Origin of the sequence: Bradyrhizobium sp. 154, assembly GCF_023073875.1 — a bacterium.
Lineage (GTDB): Bacteria > Pseudomonadota > Alphaproteobacteria > Rhizobiales > Xanthobacteraceae > Bradyrhizobium.
This window is the reverse complement of sequence record NZ_JADPKG010000101.1, coordinates 115,722-142,565: the sequence shown is the minus strand read 5'-3', so window position 1 is coordinate 142,565 and position 26,844 is coordinate 115,722. Positions and strand designations below refer to the sequence as shown.

Here is a 26,844-nt window from a genome sequence, read left to right as displayed (position 1 = left end):
ATGGCCAGCCTTTCGGCCTCGAACCATGTCGCCCGTGTCTTGTCCGTCGCCAATCAGGTGGCCGACGTCGATGCCTCTTCGCGGATTGCCAATTCCTGGCGGCGCTGCCTGGTCAATCACAAGCTCGATCCCGCCCGCCGCGGGCCGCCGCAGACGCTGACCGAAGCCGAGATCCGTCACGTTGCCGAGCCGATGGAGGAGACGATCAGGCTCGCAACGCCCGAGCTCGACGATCTCGCCACGGTGCTGCGCGAGGCCGGCTATTGCGTCAATCTCGCGGACGCGAGCGCGACCATGCTGTTAAGCCGGTTGCCGGGCGAGGCCGACGCCGACATCTTCCTGCGCTGGAAGGTCTACACCGGCTCCAATTTTTCGGAGGCCTTCGAAGGCACCAACGGACTCGGCACCTGCCTTGCGGAGCAGAAACCGATCCTGGTGCATCGGGACGAGCATTTTCGCGAGCAGTGGAGCATCTTCTCCTGCGCGGTGACGCCCTTGTTCGACCAAGCGGGTCGCATTGCTGGCGCCGTCAACATCACGTCGTGTCGTGATGACCTCAGCCGCGCCGCGCATCAGCTTGCGCTCGCGGTGACGATGGCTGCGGCGCGGCGAATGGAGGACGCGATCTTCCGCGGTCATTTCCGCGACGCCTGGGTTGCGACCGTGCCTGGAGACGGCGGCCGCGGCCTGCTCGCCTATGACGATGATCGGCGCATCGTCGGCGCCTGCCGTTCGGCGCGTGCGCTGCTGGGCCTGACCGACGGCATGATCGCGTCCGGCATCGATCTATCACGCTATGTCAGGTTCGTTCGTCACGCAGCGCGCGGCGCGGACGAGATCGTCGAGCTGCGCCGGGCCGACGGCAGTCCGTTAGGCCGGGGCCGTGTCGCGCCGCCGTTGCGTGCGAGGGCGCGTCGGCCGGCCCCGCGCGGCGACGGCTCCGTCGATCGCTTCGTCGCGCTGCACCGGCTCGCCGGTGGCGACCCCGGACTGATCAGAAGCGTGAAACGGCTCAAGCGCGTCAGTGACCACAATCTGCCGGTGCTGCTGCATGGCGAGACCGGCGTCGGCAAGGACGTGTTCGCGCGCGCCATTCATGCGGCCAGCAACCGCGCGCGCAACAATTATGTCGCGCTGAACTGCGCGGCGATGCCGGAGAGCCTGATCGACGCCGAGCTGTTCGGCTACGAGGCCGGCGCCTTCACCGGCGCGCGGCGCGACGGCTCGAAAGGCCTGATCGTGCAGGCCGATGGCGGCACGCTGTTCCTGGACGAGATCGGCGACATGCCGATCGCGCTCCAGACCCGCTTGCTGCGCGTGCTGGAAAACCGCGAGGTCTGGCCGCTCGGCGCGCTCAAGCCTGTCGCCGTCGACATCCGCCTGATCAGCGCCACCCACCGCGATCTCGGCCGCATGGCCGAGGAGGGCGCCTTCCGCGCCGACCTCTATTTCCGCCTGCGCGGCATGGAGGTGCGATTGCCGGCGTTGCGTGAGCGCGCCGACCGCGACGACGTCATTCGGCAGATCGCACGCGAGGAGGCGCCGAACTGCCGAGTCTCGGATGAAGCCTGGTCGCAGCTCGTGGCCTATCCGTTCCCCGGCAACATGCGCCAACTCCGCCACGTGCTGCGGCTTGCCGGCTGCACCGCGGAGGACGGTGTCATCACCGATGCCGATCTCGATTTGCCGCGGTTCGGAAAGGCGGAGCCGGATCTCGAAGCGGCCGAGCGCGCCACGATCGTCGAGGCGCTGCGCAGGCAGGGTGGTCGCGTCACCGAGGCAGCACGCGCGCTGAAGCTCAGCCGCGCGACGCTCTATCGCAAGATCAAGCTGCTGAAGATCGAGACGACGCAGTAGTGTCGAGAAAACGAGCCGCTCCCGCGAGCGGGGCGAGAGAGCACACCGCCACTGCCGCCGTCACGAAAAATCCGTCCAGCTCAGATGCCGTGCATCGATGTCGCCAATCGTCACGCCCTCGCGGATCTCCTGCGGCCTGTGAAAATTACCGCGCAGATAGACCAGCGGCTTGGCGGCATCCGCATGCGACACGCCGCGCACCTCGCCGATGAAGATCGAATGCGTCTTCGTCTCGAACTCCTGCGCCAGCACGCAGTCGAAAGCCGCGACCGCGTCCGTCAGCACCGGCGTGCCGGTCTTGCCTCGCGTCCATTGTCCGAAAGCGAAGCGGTCGTCGCCGTTGACGCCTTTCTGGCCGCTGAAAGTCAGCGCCAGCAGGGCGTGATCCTCGTGCAGGAAGTTGATTGCAAATGCGCCTTCCTCGCGGATGCGCCCGTGTGCGCTGGCGCTACGGTTGACGCAGACGATCAGCGACGGCGGATTGTCAGAGAGCGAGCAGGCCGACGTCACGGTCAGTCCGGTGCGTTTGCCGTGCTGGGCGCCGACCGTCACCAGCGCAACCGCGCCGGCGCATTGGCGCATCGCCTGCTTGAAATCCTTGGCGTCGACCGTCACGCGGAAATCTCCGAGATTGGGTGGGTGCGGCACGATCGCGCCGCACCCATACCGGGTCAAGCCGCCTTGCGCGCCGAGCCGAGATGCGTCAGGCGCGGCATCACCTCGTTTTTCAGCAGCGACAGCGAATGATGCCAGGCTTCGGCCTTGTGCTTGTAGTCGAAGCCGAACACCAGGAGGACGCCGAAGCCGCCGACCTCGTCGTAGATCTTCTCGATCTTCTCGGCGACGGTCGCCGGCGAGCCGACGATCCAGTTCCGCTTGGCGCAATATTCGACGGTGACGTCGCTGTCGGGCACGTCAGGCGCGTGCTTGAGGTAGTCCTTGAAGCCGAAATGGCCGAGCAGCGGCAGGAAGTATTCGCTCATCATCCGGCCCATCATGTCGCCGGTCGAGAGCTTCCAGGCTTCCTCGTCGGTATCGGCAACGAACACTTCTCGCACCAGCCGCCAGTCCTGTCGGTTCGGTTTGCGTCCGGTCTTGGCGGCGCCGATCTCGACCGAATCCCAATGGCTCGAGACATAGGCCGGGTTGAGGTTGAGGCTCATCGGAATGAATCCGCGCTCGCCCGCCAGTTTTAGCGTGTCCGAATTCTTGGAAAGCCCGGCGACGCCGATCGGCGGATGCGGCGCCTGGAACGGCTTGATGTGAGGCTTGAGGAAGTCGAACATCGTGTCAGGCTTGGTCACCGTCCAGAACTTGCCCTTGTGGGTGAAGGGCGCCGGCTCGGTCCACAGCTTCAGGATGATCTCCAGCGCCTCGCGGGTCATGTCGCGGTTCTGCCCGCTCATGCCGTCGACGTTGAACATCGCCCAGTCGCTCGGCAGGCCGCTCGCCGCGACGCCGAAATTGAGACGGCCCTCGGAGAGATGATCGAGCATCGCGACGCGATTGGCGAGCTCGGCCGGGTGATGGTAGGGCAGCAGGAAGCCGCCCGGTCCGATGCGAAGATTCTTGGTCTGCATCAGCGCCTGTGCGATTAGAAGATCCGGCGTCGGGTTGGGTTCCCAGGGCGCGGTGTGGTGCTCGCCGACCCAGGCCTCCTGATAACCGAGCTCGTCGAGCCAGCGCAGGACCTGCAGGTCCCAGTCGTTCCCTTCCTTCAGGCCGCACTCCGGCGGATGCGAGGGCATCGTGAAATAGCCGATCTCCATGGGTTTCCTCATCTGATGTTGACGCGTCTTGTTGCGCGTTGACGGAGTTGAGTGGCGAAGCTTCAGCAAGCGGTGTGCCAGCGCGGCGGGGCTTCAAATCGATGAGAAAGGGCTGGTTTGCCCTCGCAATCGCCGGTATCTCGGCACAGACTTGCAACATGTCGTCTCATTGTCGCGAGACGACGTCTTAGCTGCAAGACGAGGACAGTTTCGAATGACCGAACCCGCCTACGCCGCGGTGGACTGGGGCACCAGCAGCTTTCGGCTCTGGCTGATCGATCGTGCCGGTCAGGTGCTGGCGGAACGCCGCAGCGGCGAGGGCATGCTGGCTGCGGCCAAGACCGGCTTCCCTGCCGTGCTGCAATCGCATCTTGCAGCCGTCGAAGCGCCGGATCATCTGCCGGTTCTCGTCTGCGGCATGGCCGGCGCCAAGACGGGCTGGGTCGAGACCGGCTATGTCGACACGCCGGCGCCACTTGCCGCCATCCTGAAGCAGGCTGCGCTCGTACCGGGCGAGCTGCGCGACATCCGCATCCTGCCGGGCATCGCGCAGCGCGATGCAAACACGCCGGACGTGATGCGCGGCGAGGAGACGCAATTGCTCGGCGCGCTCGGACTCGATGCCGCCGGCGAGGCGCTGGTCTGCATGCCCGGCACGCATTCGAAATGGGTCCGCGTGAAGGGTGGCATTGTCGAGCACTTCTCGACCTTCATGACCGGCGAGCTCTTCAGTGTCGTCTCGCGCGAGACGATCCTGTCGCTCGCGGTCGTCGGAGCCGATGACGCCGAGGACGTCGCAAGCTTCAAGGCGGCGGTGGTTGCTGCATTCAAGGCGCCGGCCTTCGCCGCCAATCTTCTGTTCACCGCGCGCTCGCGGCAGCTCCTGTTCGGCGGCACGCCGGCCGCGGCGCGCGAAACGGTATCGGGTACCCTCATTGGCGTTGAGCTCGCAGCGGGCCTTTCGGGCGCCGTCCCGAAAGCCGGCGTCACGCTGATTGCCTCCGGCCGGCTCGCGACGCTGTATCGGCTCGCCTTCGAGGCGTTAGCAGTCACCGTGCAGCCGATTGACGCCGATGAAGCCGTTCGCCGCGGTCTTTCGATGGCGGCCGCCGCGATCTGGATGAAATGAGAGGAATCTTGAAATGAGCGTTGCCTTTCCGCCGATGAAGCGTCCGCTGGTCGCGATCCTGCGCGGCGTCAAACCGGAGGAAACCGAGGCGATCGTCGGCGTGCTGATCGAGGCTGGCATGACCGCGATCGAGATCCCGCTGAACTCGCCAGATCCGTTCCGCTCGATCGGGACCGCCGCGAAGCTCGCGCCCGCCGGCGTGTTGATCGGCGCCGGCACTGTGCTGACGGCCGCAGACGTCGATCGTCTCAACGACGTCGGCGGCAAGCTGATGGTCTCGCCGAATGTCGATACCGGAGTGCTGGCGCGCGCGCATCAGCACGGCATGGTGACGATGCCCGGCGTGTTCTCGCCGACCGAAGCGCTTCTGGCGGCGCGCGCCGACGCATCGAGCCTGAAGTTCTTTCCGGCGAGCGTGCTCGGCGCGTCCGGCATCGCCGCGATCCGCGCCGTGCTGCCGGCCGGCGTGATGATCGCCGCTGTCGGCGGTGTCTCCGACCAGAATTTTGCCGAATACATCAAGGGCGGCGTGACGGCGTTCGGGCTCGGCTCAAGCCTCTACAAGCCCGGCATGACGGCGACGGACGTTGCCGCTCGCGCAAAGTTGACGATCGCGGCGTACGATCGGGCGATTGCGCAAGCCTGAGCCGCCAATAAACAAGCCGTGATGCCGTCACGGTCCTGCGTTATCCTATCTTGCTGCACCAGCGAGTTCAGGAGACCGACATGGCGATCAACAACATAGCCGATCTGTTCGTGGCGACGCTCGAACAGGCCGGCGTCAAGCGCATCTATGGCATCGTCGGCGATAGCCTGAACGGCCTCACCGAGGCGCTGCGCCGCCGCGGCACCATCGACTGGATCCATGTCCGGCACGAAGAGGTCGCGGCGTTTGCCGCCGCCGGCGAAGCCGAGATGACGGGAAGCCTTGCGGTGTGCGCCGGCTCCTGCGGCCCCGGCAATCTGCATCTGATCAACGGCCTGTTCGACGCGCATCGCAGTCGCGTTCCGGTGCTGGCAATCGCGGCGCAGATCCCCTCGGCCGAGATCGGCGGCGGCTATTTCCAGGAAACGCATCCGCAAAGCCTGTTCCGCGAATGCAGCCATTATTGCGAGCTGGTCTCCGACCCTAGCCAGCTTCCTTACGTGCTGGAGAATGCGATCCGTGCGGCGGTCGGCCTGCGCGGTGTCGCCGTCGTCGCCATGCCCGGCGATGTCGCTTTTCGCAGCCCGCCGAAGCGCGCGCAGTCGACGACGCGCGGGCTTACGCCGGCAGCGCCGAAGGTCGTGCCACAGACGGGTGAGTTGCAAGCGCTCGCGGATCTCTTGAACGGTGCCGAACGCATCACCTTGTTCTGCGGTCGTGGCTGCGCCGGCGCGCATGCGCCGCTGATGCAGTTTGCCGAAACGCTCAAGAGCCCGATCGTGCACGCGCTCGGTGGTAAGGAGCATGTCGAATACGACAATCCCTACGACGTCGGAATGACCGGCTTCATCGGCTTTTCCTCGGGCTACGCGGCCATGCACGCCTGCGACGCGCTGGTGATGCTCGGCACCGATTTCCCCTACAAGCAGTTCTTCCCGACCGACTGCCAGGTCGCGCAGATCGACATCCGCCCCGAAAATCTCGGCCGGCGCTGCAAGATCGATCTCGGCCTCGTCGGCGATGTCCGGCTGACCATCGAGGCGCTGCTGCCGCTCTTGAAGACCAAGACGCAGCGCAGGCATCTCGACGATGCCCTCGCGCACTACAAGAAGGCGCGCGAGGGTCTCGACCAGCTCGCCAGGGGGACGCCGGGAGCCAAGCCGATCCATCCGCAATATCTGGCAAAAGTCATCAGCGACCATGCGTCCGACGATGCCGTGTTCACCGCCGACGTCGGCACGCCCACGGTGTGGGCCGCGCGCTATCTCGACATGAACGGCCGCCGTCGGCTGATCGGCTCCTTCGTGCACGGCTCGATGGCCAATGCCATGCCGCAGGCGATCGGCGCGCAGGCTTCCCAACCCGGCCGCCAGGTGATCTCACTGTCGGGCGACGGCGGCTTCACCATGCTGATGGGCGATCTGATCACCCTGACGCAGATGAAGCTGCCGGTGAAGGTAGTCGTCTTCAACAACGGCGTGCTCGGCTTCGTCGCGCTGGAGATGAAGGCCGCGGGGTTCGTCGATACCAATGTCGATCTGGAGAACCCGGATTTCGCGGCGATGGCGCGCGCGATGGGTATCTTTGCCCAACGCGTCGAAGACCCCGGCGAGCTGCCCGGCGCGATGAAGGAGATGCTGGCTCATAACGGGCCGGCACTGCTCGACGTAGTCACCGCCAAGCAGGAGCTGTCGATGCCGCCGACCATCACGCCCGAGCAGCTCAAGGGCTTCAGCCTCTGGGTGCTGCGCGCCGTGATGAACGGTCGTGGCGACGAGGTGCTGGACCTTGCGAAGACGAATCTGCTGCCGCGTTAACTGCGCTTGGCTGACGGCACCGGTAGCCGCTCGTGGCGGTGCTGGAAGCGCTGCCAGTGCAGCACGGTGCCGATCAGCAGCGCCGGCACGAAGCCGAGCACGATCAGCAAATGCGGCAGCGCCTTCGGCGAGATGAAGGCAATGGCAACGTCCGAAATCAGCCAGAGCGCCGCGAACATCACCGCGAAATCCGTCCGTGGGCAGCGCAGATAATAGAACACGGCAGTGATGACGATGGCAGGCCCGATCGCAATGGCGATCATCACCGCCGTCAGCTCCTTCGGCGTCAGCGCGTCGAGCACCATCGATGCCAGCAGCCAGAGTGCGGCGAACATGGCGACGATGTCGAGCGGATGCCGCAACCCAATACCTCTCGCGGGAACGCGCTATCGTTGTGTCCTGCGCCCCGCCCGTCAAGTGAAATACGCCTATTCCTCGTCACTTCCGGGCGTTGGCCGCAACATGAAATGACCGAAGGCCGTGGCGATCGGCTTGTCCGGATCGTCCTGCCAGGCCCGCGCCTCGAAGGCGACGATGCGCCGCCCCTGCTTCACAATTGATACGTCGGCGAAGGTGTCGAGCGCCCGGCCGGAGCGCAGATAGTTGACGGTGAGGCCGATCGGTTTGGGTGGCGCCGCAGTGCCGAGCTCGCGCGCCACGCCGACGATCGCGGTGGTTTCGAGAAAAGCGCCGGTCATGCCGCCATGGATCGCGGGCAGGATCGGATTGCCGATGATCTTCGGCGAGAACGGCATCGTCAGCGTGGCGTCTCCGTTGACGCGAATGCCGAGGCAGCGCGCGAACGGGCTATTCGCGAACGGGCCATCCGGATCCTCGGGCGCCTCCAGCGTCGGAATGCTGCGCGAATCCATTCTCCGGTCCGCGAGCATGTTGGTGCGGTTGGCGCCGATCATGAAGCAGGCGGTCGCGGTCGCGACCGGATCGTCTTCGGACTCCTGATAGGCGGTGGAGCGGACGAAGGCGATCGAGCGTGTGGTGCGGTAGCAGACGGAATGCGCCTTGATATCGAGGCCCGGCGTTGCCGGCTTCTGATAGTCGATCCGCAGGTCGAGCGTTGCGATCGCGCGCGTGCCGTCGAGCGCGAGCTGCACCGCCATGCCGCAGCTCTCGTCCAGCATCGCGGTGACGACACCGCCATGCAGAACGCCGGTCTCGGTGTCGCCGACGAAGACGGGACGGTAAGGCAGGCTGGACCAGGCCTCACCGGGCGCGAAGCGGTCGAGCTGGAGCCCGCTGATATGGCCGTAATCGGAGCGCCGGCCCTTGATGGCCTCGGCGAGTTCCTCGAAGGGAAGCGTGGTCGATGAGCAAGACATAGCGACGTTCTAGACCAGTGCCGCGCATTGCGCAAAACCCCGCATGTAACCTTCGCACGGTCCTGCAAGGCCGGTTTGGTCTCGACAGAGGCGGCCGAAGCGACGATGGTGGGTGCTTCGTTCGTTCGACCTATCCGCAAGGAGCGCCCATGACCGACCCCGAAACACCCTCGACCGCCCAGGGGCCCGTCACCATTTCGACCTCCAGCTCGGAGCGGGCGCCGATCATCTATTTCGACGGCGCCTCATGCTTCGGCCATCATAACGGCGCGATCCAGATCGAGCTTGCCGCGAATCTCCTGATGCCGGTCGGCGCCGCAGTCAGGGTCGACGTGGTCCAGACCGCGCACCTGCGTTGCAGCGTGGCCGCGGCGCTTGCCCTGCGCGAGGCGCTCGACAAGGCGCTGACGATGTACAAGCAGGGCCAGCAGCAGCCGACGGAGGAGATTCCGGCAGTGAAGAATTGATGGCAGTCGCGCCATTGCAGGGCCTTCATGGTTCGAGACGCGCCGTAAGGCGGCGCTCCTCACCATGAGGGTCAAAATGAGGGTCAAAGATCGCGCTGCGAGGATGACCTCATCTTGAGGGCCCGCCAACGGCAGGCGTCTCGAAGGATGGGCCGCGAGGAATCCGTCGCCAGCTTCCTTGCGGCGGCACTCAGCCCACATGCACCTTCGGCTTCTTGCCGCCGTTCCACTTGCCGTCGAGCGCGCGCTCGATCTGGGCGGCGAGTTGCAGCAAGAGCCCGTCATTGGCCTGCTTGGCGATCGCCTGGATGCCGAGCGGCAGGCCGTGCTCGTGGGTCGCCATTGGCAGCGAGATCGCCGGGATGCCGCAGAGATTGGCGAGCGGCGTGAAGGCGAAATTGCGCCAGAGATTGCCGAACCAGTCGAGCACGTCGGGATTGTCGGAGATCGTGAGATATTCCTTTGTGCCGACCTTCGGCGTCGGCAGCGCGGTGACCGGCGTCAGGATCACGTCCCACTGCTCGAAGAAAGCGCCGAAGCCGCGGGAGGCCGTGTTGAATACGCCTTGCATCTTCGCGCGCTCGGCGAAGCTCGTGTGTCGGCCGGCTTCCCAGATGCGGATGTTCATGGGTTCGATCAGATCTTCCGGCGGCTTCTCCAGCCCGCGCGCGGCGAGCATGTTGGAGATCACCACCGCAAAGTTCGAGATGTAGCAGGTGGTCTGCGCCGCGAACGCAGCGCGGAAATCGAGCTCGGGCAGCGCATAGTCGACGTGATGGCCGAGCCCTTCGAGGAAGCGGCCGGTCTTCTCCAGCTCGGTGGCGATGTGCGACGTTGCGGTGTAATCGCCCCAGGTGTGCGATAGCGCGATCCGGAGCTTGCCGGGATCGCGCTTGATCATCTCGGAATAAGGCTGCGCCGTGGTCCAGAACGGCATGAACTCGCCGGGGGCAGGTCCCCTTGCATGATCGACAAAGGTGGCAGTGTCGCGCACACTGCGCGACTGGCAGCCCTGGATCGAGACGAGGCCGGTGAGATCGGACATGTGCGGTGCGAGCGAGAACACGCCACGCGATACTTTGAGCCCGATATTGCCGTTGACGCCCGCGGGAATGCGGATCGAGCCGCCGCCGTCGGTTGCATGCGCGATCGGCACCACGCCGGCCGCGACCATCGCGGCGCTGCCGGCCGACGAGCCGCAAGTGGTGTAGTCGGTATTCCAGGGATTGCGCGTGACATAGACGGCGGGATTGTCGGCCGAGCTGCAGACGCCGAATTCCGGCGTCGTGGTACGTCCGATCAGGTTGAGGCCAGCCTGGCGGAATTTGCCGGTCAGGAAGGTATCGGCGTCCGCGCGATTGCCGCGCATCAGGAGCGAACCCATCTCCTGGAGGCGGCCCTTCATGGTCGGTCCCAGATCCTTCATCAGGAAAGGCAGGCCGGCGAACGGGCCGGAGAGGTTGGCGCCGTCCTTGGCGGGATCGGCGATCACGTCCTCGAACAGCTCGACCACGCCCGACAGCGCCGGATTGACCTTGGCGACGCCCGCCGCGGCCTGCCGCGCCAGTTCCTTCGCCGTCAGCTCGCCGTTGCGGACGCGCGCGGCCAGCGCCACGCCGTCGTGCTGCGCCCATTCATTCCAGCTCATCGGCAAAGTCATGTCGGCAAAATCCTCTTGATGCGGCGCTACCTTTCCTTTCGCAAGGATCTTCGTGAATCAACTGAGCCGGCGCGGGGGGCAGGGTTGCATGGGGCGGAGAGGTGGAGGCGCAGAGCTGCCGATCGTCTCAATCCGACAGTCGCGCGATCACTGCAACCGGCCCGCCGCCCGGCGGTCCCTGATGCTCGGCCCCGCCGGAGATGTAGATGGCGCCGGTGCCGGCAAGTCCCGCAATCAGGCCGCCGACCGCAGCGCGGGCGTGGCGGGTGGCGCTGATGTCGGTGTCTTCCAGCATGGTGTGGCGAAAGCCGCGCACGCTGCCGCTCGGTGAAGCCTCCGCCTTGGCGAAGATATTGACCAGTTCGCGACCCGTCTTTGCCTGCGGCGCCACGCCGAGCCCGACGCTGTTCAGCGCCGATACCACCGCCGGGGCATCGATCGCGTCGGTCATCACGGCATGCCCGATCTCGAACGCGCTTGCTGAAGACAAGGAGTTGCCGAGCACGATGACGACGTTGTGCATCAACTCGATTCCGGCCGAAGTGGAGGCAACGGACGAGAACAGATCATCGCGCCGCAGCACGTCCTCGTCGCCGACGTCAGGCGCTATCTCGCCGAGCGCGACTGCGACGCCGAGCGCGGAGGCGCCGCGCGAATAGGCCATCGAGCCATAGGCGCTGGTCGTCGCCGTCTTGCTGCCGCGAGCGTTGGCCGCTTCGACGCGATCGCTGGTGAGCAGTGGACACTTGATCTGCACGAAATGAACGTCGGCAGAGTCAGTGATGCCGGCATCCGCCATTGCCGCCTTCACGGCTTTCGCCGTCTCGGTGATCTGTGCCGAGTGGCCGAACTCCTCGGGGAGGAAATCACGGGTGTGTGCCATGCCGATGCTCAGGCGCTTGCCGGACATGCCCGCCGGCCGCCCCTCGACGTCGCGCCGCGTAAACACCGTGATATGCGGGCTGAGCACGCCTTCGGTGCCGCCCGACATCACGAAGGCGATGCGCTGCTCGACCTCCTCTGGAGACAGGCCGAGCCGCGGCGCAAGCGCCGCGCACAACGCGGCCACAGCATATTCCCGCGTGAAATCGTTGACTCCGCCATTGCCCTCGGTCTTGCCGAGGATTGCGAGGATTTCGCTTGGATCGATCGCGCCTGAGCTGATCATACTGATGAGGCCGGACACGTCGCCGGGGCCCTTGGTGGCGATCCTGATGGCGTCGACCGATGTCGTCTGCATTGCACTTCTCTTTGGGGGTTCGGTGGTCCGGCAGACAAAACAGTCGTCCAAGCTTGGCGCCTGTCAATCCCCGTCGTCGTCCTGGCGAAAGCCAGGACCCATTACCCCAGGGAGCAATTTGGCGAAGATTCGTCGTTCGGTATTGCTTCCGGCCGTGATCGACAGACTAGCGGTGAGTCCTGGTCTCTGCCAGGACGACAGCGGAATTTGTGCGCCGTCTTCGCCATCTCCACGAATGTGGCGAGATCGCATCGGTTCAATAAAAAATCCTCTGTCGACGGCCGTCCGCTGCACCTTGATGAATCAACCCCGGTTGGTTCATAAGCGGCGTCCCGTGGCCGGTGGTTCGCCGCCGTTGCTAGGATAGAGGAATTCTCGCGTGGCAAATATCAACCAGAAAATTGCGCAGGAGCTTGGGGTTCGTGCCGAGCAGGTCGAGTCAGCGGTGACGCTGCTCGACGGCGGCGCCACGGTTCCCTTCATCGCCCGCTACCGCAAGGAAGCGACCGGTGCGCTCGACGACGCGCAATTGCGCACCCTGGAGGAGCGCCTGGTTTACCTGCGTGAACTTGAAGACCGCCGCAAGGCCATCCTCGAATCGGTCCGCGAGCAGGGCAAGCTCGACGCGGCTCTCGAAGCCAGCATTCTTGCCGCCGACAGCAAGGCGCGCCTCGAAGACATCTATCTGCCGTTCAAGCCGAAGCGCCGCACCAAGGCCGAGATCGCCAAGGAAGCCGGCCTCGAGCCGCTCGCCAATCAGCTGATGGCAGAGCCTGGCAATGATCCCAAGGCCGTGGCCGAAGCCTTTGTCGACGCCGAGAAGGGCGTTGCCGATGCCGCTGCCGCGCTCGACGGCGCCCGCGCCATCCTGGTCGAACGTTTCGACGAGGACGCCGATCTGATCGGCGCTCTGCGCGAGGAGATGTGGACCAATGCGCGCATGGTCTCCAAGGTGCGCAACGGCAAGAAGACCGAGGGCGAGAAGTTCGCCGATTATTTCGATTTCTCCGAGCCGCTGACGAAGCTGCCGTCGCACCGCATCCTGGCGATGTTCCGCGGCGAGAAGGAAGAGATCCTCGACCTCCAGATCCAGGCCGAGGCCGAGGCGCCGCCGCCGGGCGTGCCGAGCGCCTATGAGCTGAAGATCATGAAGCGGTTCGGCATCGCCGACCTGAAGCGCCCCGGCGACCGCTGGCTGATCGACACCGTGCGCTGGGCTTGGCGCACCAAGATCCAGGTGCATCTCAACATCGATCTGCGCATGCGGTTGTGGAATTCGGCCGAGACCGAGGCCGTCCGGGTGTTCGCCTCGAACCTGCGCGACCTCCTGCTCGCCGCGCCCGCCGGCACCCGCGTCACCATGGGGCTCGATCCCGGCTACCGCACCGGCGTCAAGGTCGCGGTGGTCGATGCGACCGGCAAGGTGGTCGACACCACCGCAATCTACCCGCACGAGCCGCAGCGGCAATGGAACGAGTCGCTGGCGACCCTCGGCAGGCTCGCGCTGAAGCATCGCGTCGAGCTGATCGCGATCGGCAACGGCACCGCCTCGCGCGAGACCGACAAGCTCGCGGCAGACCTCGTCAAAGGCCTGCCCGAACTGAAGATGACCAAGATCGTCGTGTCCGAAGCGGGCGCGTCGGTCTATTCGGCCTCGGCTTTCGCCTCGGAGGAATTGCCTGATCTCGACGTCACCTTACGCGGTGCGGTCTCGATCGCGCGGCGGCTCCAGGACCCGCTCGCCGAGCTTGTCAAGATCGAGCCCAAGGCGATCGGCGTTGGCCAGTACCAGCACGACCTCGGCCAGGCCAAGCTCGCCAAATCGCTCGATGCCGTGGTCGAAGATTGCGTGAACGCCGTCGGCGTCGATGTCAACACTGCGTCCGCACCGCTACTGGCCCGCGTGTCGGGCGTCGGCACAGGTCTTGCGCAGAGCATCGTGGCGCACCGTGACGTCAACGGCCCGTTCAAATCGCGCAAGGCGCTCAAGGACGTGCCGCGGCTCGGGCCGAAGGCATTCGAGCAGTGTGCGGGCTTCCTGCGCATCGTCGGCGGCGAGGATCCGCTCGACGCCTCTGGCGTGCATCCGGAAGCCTATCCGGTGGTGCGCCGGATTCTCGCGGCGACCAAGAGCGACATCAAGGCGCTGATCGGCAGCAGCGAGATCGTGCGCACGCTGAAGCCGAAGGATTTCGTCGACGAGACCTTCGGTCTGCCGACCGTCACCGACATTCTGCGCGAGCTCGAAAAGCCCGGTCGCGACCCGCGCCCGGCGTTCAAGGCCGCGGTGTTCAAGGAAGGCGTCGAGGAGATCAAGGATCTCAAGAAGGGCATGATCCTCGAGGGCACAGTGACCAACGTCGCCGCCTTCGGGGCCTTCGTCGACATCGGCGTGCACCAGGATGGCCTCGTGCACATCTCGGCGATGTCCAAGACCTACATCAAGGATCCGCGCGAGGTGGTGAAGCCCGGCGACATCGTCAAGGTGAAGGTGCTGGACTTCGAGGTCGCCCGCAAGCGCATCTCGCTGACGCTGCGGCTGGATGACGAGATCGGCGCCAAGAAGGACGCGCCCGGCATGCAGCGCGACAACAATTCGCGCAACAGCGCGCGCATGACCTCGTCGGCGCCGCGCAAGCAGGAATCCTCCGGCGGCGGCGCGCTTGCGGAGGCGTTGCGACGTGCAGCCGAGAAGAACGGCGGCAAGCGGGTGTGAGTCTCTCCTCGCCCATCGGGGAGAGGCGATCTGCTCCGCGGATAGCGAGTTCTATCGCGTCGTCATTGCGAGCGTAGCGAAGCAATCCAGACTGCCTCCACTGGACAGTCTGGATTTGCTTCGTCGCAAGAGCTGCTTGCAACTGACGAGGAGAGAGCGGTGGCCCGCCTCCCTAACACGCGCGTCAGAATCTGGCGCATTTGTAAGTTGAAGGAGACGGCGCGTTCTCCTCTTCTGAACCTTCGAGTGCGGCTGTGTGACCACCGCACTGTAGGGAGGATTTTCCGATGAAACACAGGCTTCTCACAGGCCTCGCCGCAGCGGCAGTTGCCGCGACGCTGGCGGTCGCGTCGCCCGTTCTTGCCCGCGCCGGCGGTGGCGGACATGGCGGGTTTGGCGGCGGTGGCCACTTCGGGGGTGGCGGCATGCATGTCGGTGGTGGCGGCATGGGTGGCGGGGGCATGCGAGTGGGCGGCATGGGCGGCGCTCATTTCGGTGGCGCGCGCTTCGCCGGTTCGCCAATGGCCGCCCGCGCCGCCATCGGGCCGCGCTTTGCCGCTGCTCCGCTCGCGACCCGTGCCGCCTTTGGACCGCGGTTTGCCGGCACGGGCTGGCACGGCAGGCCTTTCATCGGCCGGCATGCGTTCTTCCATCATCATCATCGCTTCCACCGGTTCGCCTTCTTTGGCGCGCCCTTCATCTACGCCAGCTATTACGACGACGGCTGCTGGCGCAGGAGCTGGACGCCCTATGGCTGGCGATGGGTCAATGTGTGCGGAGACTATTGGTACTAGCATCGCCGGACCGCACCATTGTCGCGGTCGCCACCGGGCAGTTCCGCTCAGCCCCGGAACGGGATAGTCTGGTGGCGATCGTCGCGCGGAGTTCGTCATGACCGGAGGTCACCGCCGCATCCTGGTCGTCGAGGACGATCCGGAGACTGCAGGCCAGCTCGTCGAGGAACTGACGACCTCCGGTTACGAGGTCGATCTTGCCGGCACGGGCCGCGAAGCGCTTCACCAGGGCGGCGCGCGCGACTATGCCGTGATCACTATCGACCGCATGCTGCCCGATATCGACGGCATCACCGTGATGCGCCAATTGCGCGACGACGGCATCGCTGCGCCGTTCCTGATCATTTCCGCGCTTGGCGAGGTGGATGATCGCGTGCGCGGCCTGCGCGCCGGCGGCGACGATTATCTCGTCAAGCCGTTCTCGTTCGTCGAGCTACTCGCACGGCTGGAGGCGCTTGGCCGCCGCAGCGAGACCATCGCCAAGGAGACGCTGCTGCGGGTCGGCGATCTCGCCGTCGACCTGATCGCACGCAGCGCCAGTCGCCGCGGCCGCAAGATCCCGCTGCTGCCGCGCGAATTCCAGCTGCTTGAATATCTCGTTCGTAACGAGGGCCGCGTCGTCTCCCGCGCAATGCTGCTCCAGCACGTCTGGGACCTGCATTTCGATCCCTCCACCAACATCATCGACGTCTATGTCGGGCGCGTTCGCCGCAAGGTCGACGATGCCCAAGCCTATCCGCTGATCCACACCATCCGCGGCATCGGATATTGCCTCCGTGCTCCTGGCTAAGACGCTCCGCTCCTCGACCTTCCGCCTCGCGCTGATCGCGATCGCGGCGTTCGGGCTGATCGTCGCGGCGATCATGGCTTACGTCTATTTCGGCACGCTCGCCTATGTGCAGAGCCGGCTCGGCGAGGCCGGCGATCACGATGCCTTCGCGCGCATGATCGAGCTCGCGATCGCTGCGGTCGCCGTGCTGCTTCTGGTGCTCGCCGGGCTCGCGGCCGTGCTGGTGACGCGGCGCACGGTCGGGCGGATCGAGCAAATCAACGCCACCAGCCGCGCCATCATGCTCGCCGGCCTCGACCAGCGCATTCCCCTGCGCGGCAGCAACGACGAATGGGACCGCGTCGCGGAAAACCTCAACCAAATGCTCGACCGCATCGAGACGCTGATGGGGGAGGTCAAACAGGTCAGCGACAACGTCGCCCACGATCTGCGCACCCCGCTGACGCGCATGCGCGGACGGCTGGAAAAGGCCTATCACACCCCGCGCAACAGCGAGGCGGATGCGGCGCTGATCGGCGACACCATCGCCGATCTCGACGCCGTGCTCGGCATGTTCGCTTCCATCACCCGGATATCGGAGATCGAGACCCGGGCCCGCACCGGCGCCTTCCGCGGGCTCGACCTCGCCGAGATCGCCGGCGAGGTCGTCGAGCTCTACGATGCCGCCGCCGAGCAGGTCGCCACAAAGCTCAGTCTCGCCAGCGACCGCGAGGTGCCGGTGACCGGCGACCGCGACCTCTTGTTCGATGCCATCGCCAATCTCGTCGACAACGCGATCAAGCACGGCCGCAAAGGCGGGCAGGTGACCGTCACCTGCCGCAGCGCCGATGGCGGCGCGGTGATCGCGATCGCCGACGACGGCCCGGGCATTCCCGCGGAGGAACGCGATTACGTGTTCAAGCGCTTCTACCGGCTCGAGCAGAGCCGCTATACGCCGGGCAATGGCCTCGGTCTCAGTCTCGTTGCCGCAGTCGCGCGCCTCCATGGCGCCGAGATCGCGCTGCATGACAATGCGCCGGGCCTCACCGTCCAGCTCAGCTTCAAGGCGGCACTAGCGACGTGAATTGGTGGTGTCACAGCTCGATCACGCCGCGGCGCGCCGCATGCGCGACCGCGTCGGTGCGGCCGGTGGCATCCAGCTTGTCGAGCAGCGAGCCGACATGGAATTTCACGGTGTGCACGGAGATGCCGAGCTGGCGCGCGATCATCTTGTTGGAGGCGCCCTCGGCCATCAGCGCCAGCACGTCGAGCTCGCGCTGGGTCAGCGCGATGTCGCCGGGCATGATGCGCGGATCGCGGGCAACAATCGTCGCCGCGGCGGCTTCGCCAGGCGCGACGAGGCGAAGTCCGGCGACGTTGCCGAGCAGCTTGGCCAGCCGATCGGCGAGGGCTGGGTCGTCGATCTCCAGCGCGAGCACGATCTCCGGCGCGTTGTCCTCGCTCACGCCTCCGGCCTCTCGCCGACCGTGACCTTGAAGCTGACCGGCTCGCCGCCGCGGCGAACTGCGACATCGACCACCGCGCCGACGCTGGAAGGTCCCAGCGTCCGCGACAGCGCGCGCACGCCGGACAGTTTCTGGTCGTTGACCGCCACGATCACGTCGCCCTGGCGGATGCCGGCCGCGGCCGAAGGCCCGGTCTTATCGACATTCATCACCATCGCACCGATACCGTCGTCGAGCCGCACCGGCTGCAGCCCGACGCCGAGATAACCGCGCGCGATGCGGCCGCGCGCCTCGAGCTGCGGCGCGACGCGCTCGATCGTCGCCGTCGGGATCACCAGCACCCGCCGCGGTCCGAGCACGGCCATGCCGAAGGCTTCACCCGATGCATCGAGCGCAAGGCCGCCCTGCTGGCTACCGCGCAGGCGGACGTCGAGCTCGATCCGTGCATCGATGTCGCCGCCGCGTAAGGAGCGCCAGCTCTTGCCGGACGCCGATACCATCCCGAGCGCCGCACTCGGCGCATCGCGATTGGTGGCGACAACGATCGACAGCGTGCCTAGCGCAGGGACCGATGTGGTCAGCTTGACCGGGGCAATCGCGGCCTCAGTGCGCAGCAGCGCGATATCGGTCGTATGGTCGCGACCGGCGATAGCGGCGGCCACTCGGCTGCCGTCGGGAAGGCCGATCTCGACCGCACCCTCGTCGGCGAGGGCCTCGTCGGCCGTGACGATCAGGCCTGGCTTCCACACGAAGCCGCTCGCGCGGGAGCGATGCGAGTAGACGGAGACGACGGACGGTGCGGTGCGCGCCACCATGTCCGCGAGCGCGGACGACAGTGAAGACAGAGGAGTTGGGTCGGTCATGGCAGGCTCCTGTAGCTGTGCTCAATCTGGGATGTCGCAGGCAATCCGGAAACTGGCCGGGTGGCCAGGGCAGCGTCAGTGCCGGCCGACGAACATGTGATTGGGACCCACTCACGGAAACGTGTAGCAACCGGCCCGACATTGCGCTGTACGGCGTCAAACCATTTCCGCGAGCCCTGACTGAATGAGCATCGATCTCACCCGCCGCACCCTGCTTCAGCTCGCCGGCGCGGCCTCTCTCGCAATGGCGGCGGCTGCCGCGGCGCGCGCCGAAGGCAATGCGCAGGGCGGTGGCCCGACCTATGCCAGCCGAACGCCGATGCGGGTCGGCATGGTGACGCTCCGGGTGAAGAACCTCGACAAGCTCGCCGATTACTACCGCGACGTGATCGGGCTCACCGTGATGGAGCGCTCGGCGACTGGCGCGAAGCTCGGCACGGCCGGCCTCGCGCTGCTGGTGCTGGAAGCCCGTCCCAATGCCGCAATCGAGCCGCGCAACGCCGCCGGCCTCTATCACACCGCCTTCCTGATGCCGACGCGCAAGGATCTCGCGCGTTGGCTGGTGCATGCCGCCGCACATCGCGTGCCGCTGTCGGGATTTGCCGATCACCTTGTCAGCGAATCCATCTATCTCGACGATCCCGAAGGTAACGGCATCGAGGTCTATGCCGACCGCGATCCATCGCAATGGCAGTGGAGCGAGGGCGGCGTGAAGATGGCAACCGACGAGCTCAACATCCCCGACTTGCTGTCGCTGACCAATACACGCGTGGCCGACTATGCCGGTGCGCCGGAAGGGTTGCGCATCGGCCACATGCATCTGCGCGTCGGCGATCTCGCGCAGGCCGAGAGCTTCTATCACGCCAGCATCGGCCTCGACCCGACCCGCCGCCGCAGCGGTGTCGCGTTCCTGTCTTCGGGCCGCTATCATCATCACCTCGGCATGAATGTCTGGCAGAGCCAGGGTGCCGGCCAACGCGACGATCAAATGACCGGTCTTGCCTGGTTCTCGCTGGTGACCGAGAAGCACGACATCCTCGCAGCCCAGGAGGAGCGCCTACGCAAGGTTGGCGCACGGGTCAGGGCGCTTGCGGACGGCCTGGAGGCTGTCGATCCCTGGGGCACGCGGGTGCGCCTTCTCAGGGTTTGATCGCCGGCGCAGGCGTTGGTAATACGCCTCAGGCGCAAACCAATTGACCGGGGTCCACGCCCGACATGTCCGAATTCCACGGTGTCTTTCCCTATCTCGTCTCGCCCGTCGATGCCGGTGGCACGGTGCGCACCGAAGTCCTCGGCAAGCTCTGCGACGATCTAATCGCCGCCGGCGTGCACGGGCTGACGCCGCTGGGCTCGACCGGCGAGTTCGCCTATCTCAATGCCGCGCAGCGCATGGCGATCGTGCAGACCACGATCGAGGCGGCCAAGGGCCGCGTGCCGGTGGTCGCGGGCGTCGCTTCAACCTCGATCGCGGACGCGGTGGCGCAGGCGAAAGCGTACCAGAAGCTCGGTGCCGACGGCATCCTGGCGATTTTGGAGGCGTATTTCCCGCTCGCCGATGCCCAGGTCGAATCCTACTTCCGCGCCATCGCCGATGCCGTGGACATCCCCATCGTGATCTACACCAATCCGCAATTCCAACGCTCCGACCTTACCCTCGATGTCATCGCGCGCCTCGCCGAGCATCCGCGCATCGGCTACATCAAGGACGCCTCGACCAACACCGGCCGGCTGCTCTCCATCATCAACCGCTGCGGCGATGGCTTGCGGGTGTTCTCGGCCTCCGCCCATATCCCGGTCGCGGTGATGCTGATCGGCGGTCTCGGCTGGATGGCAGGCCCGGCCTGCATCATCCCGCGCCAGAGCGTTGCGCTGTACGAACTGTGCAGGGCTGGTCGCTGGGAGGAGGCCATGAAGCTTCAGCGCAGGCTGTGGCGCATCAACGAGGCCTTTGCCCGCTTTAATCTCGCCGCCTGCATCAAGGCGGGGCTTTCGATCCAGGGCTACGACGTCGCCGACCCTGTGCCGCCGCAGGCCGCGCTGACGGCCGAGCAGCGCAGGATCGTGGAAGCGGCGTTGCGGGAGCTGGCATAGCCCGATTGTCACGCGGCAATATGCCCCCAGATGCTGCCGCAAGCCGACCTATTCCTATCTGCTTCGATCAGGAAACTTCCAGGCGCTTGCGACGTTGCTGCGTGAGCGAGATCCGCCACCTCAGGCATGAGCATTCTGAGCATTGTCTTCAGTACACCGCGGTGATCACCCATGAATCGTCGCTACGGAATTGCCGCGGCAGCCCTGGCCGCTCTGCTGCTCGTGGTCACTGCCGCGAAAATCCAGCATGCGCCGTGGACCACTCCCGCCGCGCGAGCCGTCGAGCAGCGCGGGCCGCTGTCGGAGGCCGAAAAGGCCACGATCGACATCTTGGAGCGCGTGTCGCCTTCGGTTGTCCAGGTAGCGGTGAGATCGGCGGCTAGTCCTCTCATGGGTGAGGAGGGCCAGGGCGGCGCTTCCGGCACGGGATTCGTTTGGGACGCCGAGGGGCACCTTGTGACGAACAATCATGTCGTGGCCAATGGCGGCGAGATGGCGGTGCGCTTTGCGTCGGGAGAGGTGGCCCAGGTTGACCTGGTCGGTACGGCTCCCAATTACGATCTTGCGGTCCTGCGAATCCGGAGTGTGCGCGAACTCCCTCCGCCGGTCGCTCTCGGCAGTTCGAACGATCTGAAGGTCGGGCAATCCGCCTTTGCGATCGGCAATCCCTTCGGGCTGGATCAATCCATGACCAGCGGCATCATCAGTGCTCTCAAGCGCAGGCTTCCGACCCATGGCGGCCGGGAGATTGCCAACGTCATCCAGACTGACGCCGCGATCAACCCGGGCAATTCAGGCGGGCCGCTGCTGGATTCCGCAGGCCGCCTGATTGGCGTCACGACGGCGATCATATCGCCGTCCGGCTCGAACGCCGGCATCGGCTTCGCGGTGCCGGTCGATGTCGTGAACCGGATTGTCCCCGAACTCATCCGCAACGGTCGCGTGCCGACCCCCGGCATCGGCATCGTGGCCGCCAGCGAGGATGTTTCGACGCGGCTTGGCGTCCAAGGCGTGATCGTGGTGCGGACGGCCCCCGGCAGCCCTGCGGAGCGGGCGGGGATTCGCGGGGTCAACTTGTCGACTGGCGCGGTCGGAGACATCATCACTGCGGTCGAAGGCAAGCCGGTGAGGCGCCTCTCCGACTTGACCGATGCGCTGGAGCAGGCCGGCGCCGGGAAGACCATTCGCCTCACTGTCAAGCGGGGCTCGGACAGCCGCGACGTGAATGTAGGCATCATCGACATCGAGCGTTCCTGACGTGGCAATCTGCGCGGCCAATGGGGGCGTGGCACGCAATGCTGATGTGCTGCGGCTCGGTTGTATCGACTGCAAAATCGGCTAAAACCGCCGCGGTCGTTTTCCGGATTTCAAGGACATAACGGAATGAACATTCTTCCCGGCAATTTGCGTTTCGGAGCGGGACAGCCCGTCAAGCGTTTGGAAGACCTTAGGCTGCTCACCGGGAAGGGGCAATTCATCGACGACAAACCGGCAGACGGCGCGTTGTGGTTGCACGTGCTGCGCTCGCCGCATGCGCACGCGAAGATCGTCTCGATTGACACCAGCGCCGCGGCGTCGATGCCTGGCGTCACCGCGATCTATACCGGCGCCGAGCTCGTCAAGGACGACATCGGCAGCATTCCGACGCTGAACATTTTCAAACGTCCCGACGGCAAGCCGATGACGGTGCCCCCGCGCCGGCTGCTGGCCCATGAAGTCGTGCGCTACGCCGGCGAAGCGGTTGCCGCCGTCGTGGCCGCCTCGCGCGTGGAGGCGCAGAGCGCGGCCGAAGCGATCGTGGTCGAATACGACGTGCTGCCTGCGGTGGTCGACCCGGTGGAGGCCGTAAAGCCCGGTGCGCCCGTGGTGTGGCCGGAAGCGCCCGATAACATCGTCGGCGCGATGAGCTATGGCGATGCCGCCAAGGTGGACGAGGCTTTTGCCAAAGCGGCGCACACGGTCGAGCTCGATCTCGTCAGCCAACGCCTCGTTCCATCCGCAATGGAGCCGCGCTCGACCATCGCCGAAGTCGACAAGAAGACGGGACGGCTCCTGCTGCACGTGCAGTCGCAGACACCGGCCTCGACTCGCGACGTGCTGGCGGAGGCCGTGCTCAAGCGTCCCAAGGACAGCGTGCGGGTGCTGGTCGGCGACATCGGCGGCGGCTTCGGCCAGAAGACCAACCTCTATCCCGAGGACGGCATCGTCGCCTATGCCGCGACCAAGCTGAACAAGAAGATCCGCTGGCGCGGCGACCGCACCGACGAGTTCGTCGGCGGCACCCATGGCCGCGATCTCACCTCGACCGCTTCCTTCGCGCTGGATGAGAAGGGCAAGGTGCTGGCCTATCGCGTCAAGTCGATCGGCTGCACCGGCGCCTATTCCTCGGGTGCGGCCAACATCATCCCGCTGGTGCTCGGGCCGTTCGTGCAGACCGGCGTCTACGATCTGCCGCTGGTGCATTTCGAGGTGAAGTCGGTGATGACCCACACCGCACCCGTCGGCGCCTATCGCGGTGCGGGCCGTCCCGAAGCCGTCTTCATCGTCGAGCGCCTGTTCGACGCGGCTGCGCGAAAGATCGGCATGGATCCGCGCGCGATCCGCAAGGCCAACTACATCAAGCCGGCGCAGCTGCCTTATACGAACGCCGCGGGCCAGATTTATGACTCCGGCGCCTTTGCGCACATGCTCGACCGCGCCGTGAAGCTCGCCGACTGGGACGGCTTTGCCGCGCGCAAGAAGGCGGCCAGGAAGAAGGGCCTGCTCTACGGTCGCGGTCTCACCTCCTATATCGAATGGACTGGCGGGCGCGCGCATACCGAGAAGGTCAGCCTGCACGCGACCTCGCAAGGCCGCGTCGTGCTGCATTCCGGCACCATGGCGATGGGGCAGGGCTTGCAGACCACCTACACCCAGATGATCTCCGACACCCTCGGCATTCCCATGGACAAGATCGACGTCGTCCAAGGCGACACTGATCTCGCCATGGGCTTTGGCAGCGTCGGCTCCCGTTCGCTGTTCGTCGGCGGCACGGCCGTGGCCGTCTCCTCCAATGACCTCATCCAGAAGGCGCGCGAGAAGGCCGCGAACGTGCTGGAGACCTCGGTCGAGGACATCGAGTATCAGGGCGGCATGCTCACCGTGGTCGGCACCGACCGCCGCATCAGCCTGTTCGATCTCGCCGAGAAGGAGAGCGGCGCCAAGCTCAGCGTCGATTCCGAAGGCGAGGTGGACGGACCGAGCTGGCCGAACGGCACGCATATCTGCGAGGTCGAGATCGATCCCGAGACCGGCGTCTCCCGCGTCGTGCGCTACACCACCGTCGACGACGTCGGCGTTGCCGTGAACCCGATGCTGGTCACCGGGCAGATCCATGGCGGCGTTGTGCAAGGCATTGGTCAGGCGTTGTATGAGGGCGTGTCCTACGATGCCGACGGTCAGCTCCTCACCGCGAGCTACCAGGACTACTGCATCCCGCGCGCCGACGACGTGCCGCCGATTGTGGTGACGCTCGACGATTCCGCGCCCTGCCGCACCAATCCGCTCGGGGCCAAGGGCTGCGGCGAATCCGGCGCCATCGGCGGCCCGCCCTGCGTCGCCAATGGCGTGATGGATGCGCTCGCCGAGCTTGGCATCACCCAGCTCAACACGCCGCTGACGCCGCAGAAGATCTGGCAGGCGATCCGGGACGCGAAGGCGGGTGGTTAATATTTCAGGTGCACCGTCTTTGCGAGCGCAGCGAAGTAATCCAGATTCTCTCCGCGGAAAATTCTGGATTGCTTCGTCGCAAGCGCTCCTCGCAATGACGGATGAGCGAGCCGTAACTCCTATTGCGCTTCGCTCCGTCCGGGCTACAGGCCTCAAATCCCCAGCATCATCTTCGCGATGATATCGCGCTGGATCTCCGACGTGCCGCCGAAGATCGTATACGCTCGCCCGTTGAGATATTCCGGGATCACCGTCAGCATCTCCTCCGGGATCGGCGGCTCGTGGTTGAGCCTGTAGAGCGGCCGCATCGGCTCCACCGCGAGGGCGTCGTGACCGATCACGTCGGCCCCTAACCGCGTCACGGCTTGCCGGATTTCGCTGTTGCGCAGCTTCAGGATCGACGACACCGCGCCGGGATTTTGTCCGGTCTGCAGCGCCGAGAGCACGCGCAGCTCGGTCATTTCAAGCGCATCAATGTCGACCTCGACCTCGGAGATGCGCGTTGCGATGTCAGGGCTGTCGATCGCGCGGCCCGTGAGATCGGACTCGGCAAGGTCCGCGATCGCCTTCAATCCCTCGCGCAGCTTCGCCGAGGCGATGCCGGAGCCGCGCTCGAACTCGAGCAGATATTTGCCATAGGTCCAGCCCTTGCCTTCCTCGCCGACGCGGTTGGCGACGGGCACGCGCACGTCGTCGAAGAACACCTGGTTGACCTCGTGGTCGCCGCCGATGGTGAGGATCGGGCGCGTGGTGATGCCCGGCGTGTTCATGTCGATCAGGATGAAGCTGATGCCGTCCTGCTGCCGCGGCCCGTCGCTGGTGCGCACCAGCGCGAACATGCGGTTGGCGTGGTGGGCATGCGTGGTCCAGATTTTCGTGCCGTTGATGATGTAGTCGTCGCCGTCGCGCACCGCGCGCGTCTTCAGTGACGACAGATCGGAGCCCGAGCCTGGCTCGGAATAGCCCTGGCACCAATAATCGTCACCTGAGAGAATACGCGGCAGATAAAAATTCTTCTGCTCGGGGCTGCCGAAGCCGATGATGACGGGGCCGACCATCTTCACGCCCATCACGTTGACGTTCGGCACGCCGGCGCGTGCGCATTCGGTCTCGAAGATCCAGCGCTGCGCCGGGGTCCAGTCCGGCCCGCCATATTCGACCGGCCAGCCCGGCGCGCCCCAGCCCTGCCGGTGCAGCGCGCGCTGCCAGGCCTTGCCGATGTCAGGATCGGAGAACACCGAGGGCGTCAGCGCGGTTGCGCGCTTCATCTCCTCTGTGAGGTTTTTCGCAATGAAGCCGCGCACCTCGTCCTGGAAGGCGCGCTCCTCGGCATTGAACGACAGGTCCATGATGCGCTCCTCGTATCAGGCCGGCACTTTGGTACGGCCAAGCTGGGCGTGGCGGGCATAGTGGTACGAGCTGCCGCCGAACAGCGTGTCGAAGGCGACCAGCCGCTTGAAATAGGCGCCGACCTCGAGCTCCTCGGTGACGCCCATGCCGCCATGGAGCTGGATCGACTGCTCGCCGACGAAGCGCGCACACTTGCCGATCTTGGCCTTCGCGCCCGACGCAGCCCGCGCGCGCTCAACGGGTTCGGCGTCGGCTTTCAGTGCGGCGCGCAGCGCCATCGAGCGCGCCTCGTCGACCTGCATCGCCATGTCGGCGAGGCGGTGGCGGATCACCTGGTTGGCGGAGAGTGGACGGCCGAACTGCTTTCGGATCTTGGTGTATTCCAGCGTGGTGTCGAGCAGCGTCTGCATGATGCCGATGGCTTCCGCACCTAGCGCGGCCATGGCGCGGTCGACGGCCCATTCGATTGCGGGCAGAGCATCGCTGCCGTCGCCGAGCAGGGCGTCCGCAGGCAGCTGCACGTCCGACAGCTCGATGTTGCAGGCGCGTCCGCCGCCGAGGCGAGCGTAGTCGGAGATTGTGAGGCCCGGTGCCGCCGCCGGCACCACGAACAGGCCGATCCGTTCCGAAGGTCCGTGATGGTCATGCATGAGTGCGGAGACGATGATCTCGTCGGCAGCATGCCCGTCGAGCACCGCGATCTTTTTGCCGGCCAGATGCCAGCCCTGCGACGTCTTGTTGGCGCTGGTTGCGACCTTAGCGAGATCGAACCGCGCCGTGCGCTCGGAATGCGCCAAGGTGAGCTTCAGTGATCCGTCCCCGACCTTGGGCAGGCTCGCCTGCTTTTGCGCCGTGGTGCCGCATCTAGCGATCAGCGCGGCCCCTAGCACCACGGTTGCGACATAGGGCTCCGACACCAGCCCGCGGCCAAAAGCTTCCATCAGGATGCCGACATCGATCGCGCCGCCGCCAAGCCCACCGAACTCTTCAGGAAGCGGCAACGCCAGCCAGCCGAGCTCGGCGAACTGCCTCCAGACGGCCAGGCTGAAGCCGAGCGGATCGCTTGCCATCGTGCGGCGGTGAGCGGCATCGTAGCTTTCGGCTACGAAGCGTTCCGCGCTCTCGCGCAGCAGGCGCTGCTCGTCGCTGAGATTGAGGTCCATGT

23 protein-coding genes are annotated in these 26,844 nt (G+C 65.8%); 13 read left to right on the top strand and 10 right to left on the bottom strand.

Annotation, left to right across the window (positions count from 1 at the left end; genetic code table 11):
• On the top strand, window positions 1-1,857 hold the full coding sequence (locus IVA92_RS23365; protein ID WP_247277449.1) for a sigma-54-dependent Fis family transcriptional regulator: 1,857 nt from the start codon (window positions 1-3) through the stop codon (window positions 1,855-1,857).
• 60 nt (window positions 1,858-1,917) lie between these two features.
• Here the strand turns inward: IVA92_RS23365 and IVA92_RS23360 are convergent, their stop codons facing one another.
• The gene (locus tag IVA92_RS23360; protein WP_247277448.1) at window positions 1,918-2,472 is read right to left on the bottom strand and encodes a flavin reductase family protein; all 555 of its coding nucleotides are present in this window, start codon (window positions 2,470-2,472) and stop codon (window positions 1,918-1,920) included.
• Between the two features lie 56 nt (window positions 2,473-2,528).
• Window positions 2,529-3,626, bottom strand: a complete 1,098-nt coding sequence (locus IVA92_RS23355) for an LLM class flavin-dependent oxidoreductase (protein ID WP_247277447.1) — start codon at window positions 3,624-3,626, stop codon at window positions 2,529-2,531.
• Between the two features lie 214 nt (window positions 3,627-3,840).
• Between IVA92_RS23355 and IVA92_RS23350 the strand changes: the two genes are divergently transcribed.
• From IVA92_RS23350 to poxB, 3 genes are all read left to right on the top strand, one after another.
• Complete coding sequence (locus IVA92_RS23350; protein ID WP_247277446.1) at window positions 3,841-4,755, top strand: 2-dehydro-3-deoxygalactonokinase; 915 nt, start codon at window positions 3,841-3,843, stop codon at window positions 4,753-4,755.
• 13 nt (window positions 4,756-4,768) lie between these two features.
• Window positions 4,769-5,401: a 2-dehydro-3-deoxy-6-phosphogalactonate aldolase gene (locus IVA92_RS23345; RefSeq protein ID WP_247277445.1), complete on the top strand. Its 633-nt coding sequence runs from the start codon at window positions 4,769-4,771 to the stop codon at window positions 5,399-5,401.
• A gap of 80 nt (window positions 5,402-5,481) precedes the next feature.
• Complete coding sequence (gene poxB, locus IVA92_RS23340; protein WP_247277444.1) at window positions 5,482-7,218, top strand: ubiquinone-dependent pyruvate dehydrogenase; 1,737 nt, start codon at window positions 5,482-5,484, stop codon at window positions 7,216-7,218.
• Here the strand turns inward: poxB and IVA92_RS23335 are convergent.
• A complete protein-coding gene (locus IVA92_RS23335) occupies window positions 7,215-7,580 on the bottom strand; it encodes a hypothetical protein (protein WP_247277443.1) in 366 nt (121 codons plus the stop codon). The genes poxB and IVA92_RS23335 overlap by 4 nt on opposite strands.
• Before the next feature lie 66 nt (window positions 7,581-7,646).
• On the bottom strand, window positions 7,647-8,555 hold the full coding sequence (locus IVA92_RS23330; RefSeq protein WP_247277442.1) for a PaaI family thioesterase: 909 nt from the start codon (window positions 8,553-8,555) through the stop codon (window positions 7,647-7,649).
• A 149-nt stretch (window positions 8,556-8,704) separates the two neighbouring features.
• Here IVA92_RS23330 and IVA92_RS23325 point away from each other — a divergent pair, with 149 nt between their 5' ends.
• Window positions 8,705-9,022, top strand: coding sequence for a hypothetical protein (locus IVA92_RS23325; RefSeq protein WP_247277441.1), 318 nt, complete (start codon window positions 8,705-8,707; stop codon window positions 9,020-9,022).
• 190 nt (window positions 9,023-9,212) lie between these two features.
• On the opposite strand, the gene IVA92_RS23320 is transcribed toward IVA92_RS23325, so the two are convergent.
• Together IVA92_RS23320 and IVA92_RS23315 are read right to left on the bottom strand one after the other, a co-directional pair.
• Complete coding sequence (locus tag IVA92_RS23320; protein WP_247277440.1) at window positions 9,213-10,682, bottom strand: amidase; 1,470 nt, start codon at window positions 10,680-10,682, stop codon at window positions 9,213-9,215.
• A 127-nt stretch (window positions 10,683-10,809) separates the two neighbouring features.
• Window positions 10,810-11,922, bottom strand: coding sequence for a ring-opening amidohydrolase (locus tag IVA92_RS23315; protein ID WP_247277439.1), 1,113 nt, complete (start codon window positions 11,920-11,922; stop codon window positions 10,810-10,812).
• 379 nt (window positions 11,923-12,301) lie between these two features.
• Between IVA92_RS23315 and IVA92_RS23310 the strand changes: the two genes are divergently transcribed.
• The 4 genes from IVA92_RS23310 (at window position 12,302) to IVA92_RS23295 (ending at window position 17,285) form a co-directional block, all read left to right on the top strand.
• Window positions 12,302-14,638 (top strand): Tex family protein, encoded by a 2,337-nt coding sequence (locus IVA92_RS23310; protein WP_247277438.1) that lies wholly within the window; start codon window positions 12,302-12,304, stop codon window positions 14,636-14,638.
• A gap of 287 nt (window positions 14,639-14,925) precedes the next feature.
• The gene (locus IVA92_RS23305) at window positions 14,926-15,432 is read left to right on the top strand and encodes a hypothetical protein (RefSeq protein WP_247277437.1); all 507 of its coding nucleotides are present in this window, start codon (window positions 14,926-14,928) and stop codon (window positions 15,430-15,432) included.
• A 97-nt stretch (window positions 15,433-15,529) separates the two neighbouring features.
• Window positions 15,530-16,222 carry a response regulator transcription factor gene (locus IVA92_RS23300; RefSeq protein WP_247277436.1) on the top strand — a complete coding sequence of 231 codons (693 nt, stop codon included), beginning with the start codon at window positions 15,530-15,532 and terminating at the stop codon, window positions 16,220-16,222.
• Entirely contained in the window at window positions 16,209-17,285 is a 1,077-nt protein-coding gene (locus tag IVA92_RS23295; protein WP_247277435.1) for a HAMP domain-containing sensor histidine kinase, read from the top strand. Before IVA92_RS23300 ends, IVA92_RS23295 begins: the two co-directional genes overlap by 14 nt.
• Before the next feature lie 10 nt (window positions 17,286-17,295).
• Here the strand turns inward: IVA92_RS23295 and IVA92_RS23290 are convergent, their stop codons facing one another.
• Together IVA92_RS23290 and IVA92_RS23285 are read right to left on the bottom strand one after the other, a co-directional pair.
• Entirely contained in the window at window positions 17,296-17,667 is a 372-nt protein-coding gene (locus tag IVA92_RS23290; protein ID WP_247277434.1) for a helix-turn-helix transcriptional regulator, read from the bottom strand.
• A complete protein-coding gene (locus IVA92_RS23285) occupies window positions 17,664-18,530 on the bottom strand; it encodes a S1C family serine protease (protein WP_247277433.1) in 867 nt (288 codons plus the stop codon). The genes IVA92_RS23290 and IVA92_RS23285 overlap by 4 nt, the downstream gene beginning before the upstream one ends.
• 184 nt (window positions 18,531-18,714) lie before the next feature.
• Between IVA92_RS23285 and IVA92_RS23280 the strand changes: the two genes are divergently transcribed.
• From IVA92_RS23280 to IVA92_RS23265, 4 genes are all read left to right on the top strand, one after another.
• Window positions 18,715-19,680 (top strand): VOC family protein, encoded by a 966-nt coding sequence (locus IVA92_RS23280; protein WP_247277432.1) that lies wholly within the window; start codon window positions 18,715-18,717, stop codon window positions 19,678-19,680.
• 65 nt (window positions 19,681-19,745) lie between these two features.
• On the top strand, window positions 19,746-20,621 hold the full coding sequence (locus tag IVA92_RS23275) for a dihydrodipicolinate synthase family protein (protein WP_247277431.1): 876 nt from the start codon (window positions 19,746-19,748) through the stop codon (window positions 20,619-20,621).
• Window positions 20,622-20,792: 171 nt separating this feature from the next.
• Entirely contained in the window at window positions 20,793-21,878 is a 1,086-nt protein-coding gene (locus IVA92_RS23270; RefSeq protein WP_247277430.1) for a trypsin-like peptidase domain-containing protein, read from the top strand.
• A gap of 126 nt (window positions 21,879-22,004) precedes the next feature.
• Window positions 22,005-24,329 (top strand): xanthine dehydrogenase family protein molybdopterin-binding subunit, encoded by a 2,325-nt coding sequence (locus tag IVA92_RS23265; protein WP_247277429.1) that lies wholly within the window; start codon window positions 22,005-22,007, stop codon window positions 24,327-24,329.
• A 152-nt stretch (window positions 24,330-24,481) separates the two neighbouring features.
• Here the strand turns inward: IVA92_RS23265 and IVA92_RS23260 are convergent, their stop codons facing one another.
• Together IVA92_RS23260 and IVA92_RS23255 are read right to left on the bottom strand one after the other, a co-directional pair.
• A complete protein-coding gene (locus IVA92_RS23260) occupies window positions 24,482-25,678 on the bottom strand; it encodes an acyl-CoA dehydrogenase family protein (RefSeq protein ID WP_247277428.1) in 1,197 nt (398 codons plus the stop codon).
• 15 nt (window positions 25,679-25,693) lie between these two features.
• Window positions 25,694-26,842, bottom strand: coding sequence for an acyl-CoA dehydrogenase (locus IVA92_RS23255; protein ID WP_247277427.1), 1,149 nt, complete (start codon window positions 26,840-26,842; stop codon window positions 25,694-25,696).
• Between the last annotated feature and the right edge of the window lie 2 nt (window positions 26,843-26,844).

Bases quoted from the DNA above. Each gene is read 5' to 3' on its own strand.
- poxB (WP_247277444.1), top strand. From the start codon at position 5,482: ATGGCGATCAACAACATAGCCGATCTGTTCGTGGCGACGCTCGAACAG.
- IVA92_RS23260 (WP_247277428.1), bottom strand. From the start codon at position 25,678: ATGGACCTGTCGTTCAATGCCGAGGAGCGCGCCTTCCAGGACGAGGTG.
- IVA92_RS23345 (WP_247277445.1), top strand. From the start codon at position 4,769: ATGAGCGTTGCCTTTCCGCCGATGAAGCGTCCGCTGGTCGCGATCCTG.
- IVA92_RS23275 (WP_247277431.1), top strand. From the start codon at position 19,746: ATGTCCGAATTCCACGGTGTCTTTCCCTATCTCGTCTCGCCCGTCGAT.
- IVA92_RS23285 (WP_247277433.1), bottom strand. From the start codon at position 18,530: ATGACCGACCCAACTCCTCTGTCTTCACTGTCGTCCGCGCTCGCGGAC.
- IVA92_RS23320 (WP_247277440.1), bottom strand. From the start codon at position 10,682: ATGACTTTGCCGATGAGCTGGAATGAATGGGCGCAGCACGACGGCGTG.
- IVA92_RS23305 (WP_247277437.1), top strand. From the start codon at position 14,926: ATGAAACACAGGCTTCTCACAGGCCTCGCCGCAGCGGCAGTTGCCGCG.
- IVA92_RS23365 (WP_247277449.1), top strand. From the start codon at position 1: ATGGCCAGCCTTTCGGCCTCGAACCATGTCGCCCGTGTCTTGTCCGTC.
- IVA92_RS23325 (WP_247277441.1), top strand. From the start codon at position 8,705: ATGACCGACCCCGAAACACCCTCGACCGCCCAGGGGCCCGTCACCATT.
- IVA92_RS23350 (WP_247277446.1), top strand. From the start codon at position 3,841: ATGACCGAACCCGCCTACGCCGCGGTGGACTGGGGCACCAGCAGCTTT.
- IVA92_RS23265 (WP_247277429.1), top strand. From the start codon at position 22,005: ATGAACATTCTTCCCGGCAATTTGCGTTTCGGAGCGGGACAGCCCGTC.
- IVA92_RS23255 (WP_247277427.1), bottom strand. From the start codon at position 26,842: ATGGACCTCAATCTCAGCGACGAGCAGCGCCTGCTGCGCGAGAGCGCG.
- IVA92_RS23300 (WP_247277436.1), top strand. From the start codon at position 15,530: ATGACCGGAGGTCACCGCCGCATCCTGGTCGTCGAGGACGATCCGGAG.
- IVA92_RS23330 (WP_247277442.1), bottom strand. From the start codon at position 8,555: ATGTCTTGCTCATCGACCACGCTTCCCTTCGAGGAACTCGCCGAGGCC.
- IVA92_RS23355 (WP_247277447.1), bottom strand. From the start codon at position 3,626: ATGGAGATCGGCTATTTCACGATGCCCTCGCATCCGCCGGAGTGCGGC.
- IVA92_RS23315 (WP_247277439.1), bottom strand. From the start codon at position 11,922: ATGCAGACGACATCGGTCGACGCCATCAGGATCGCCACCAAGGGCCCC.
- IVA92_RS23280 (WP_247277432.1), top strand. From the start codon at position 18,715: ATGAGCATCGATCTCACCCGCCGCACCCTGCTTCAGCTCGCCGGCGCG.
- IVA92_RS23270 (WP_247277430.1), top strand. From the start codon at position 20,793: ATGAATCGTCGCTACGGAATTGCCGCGGCAGCCCTGGCCGCTCTGCTG.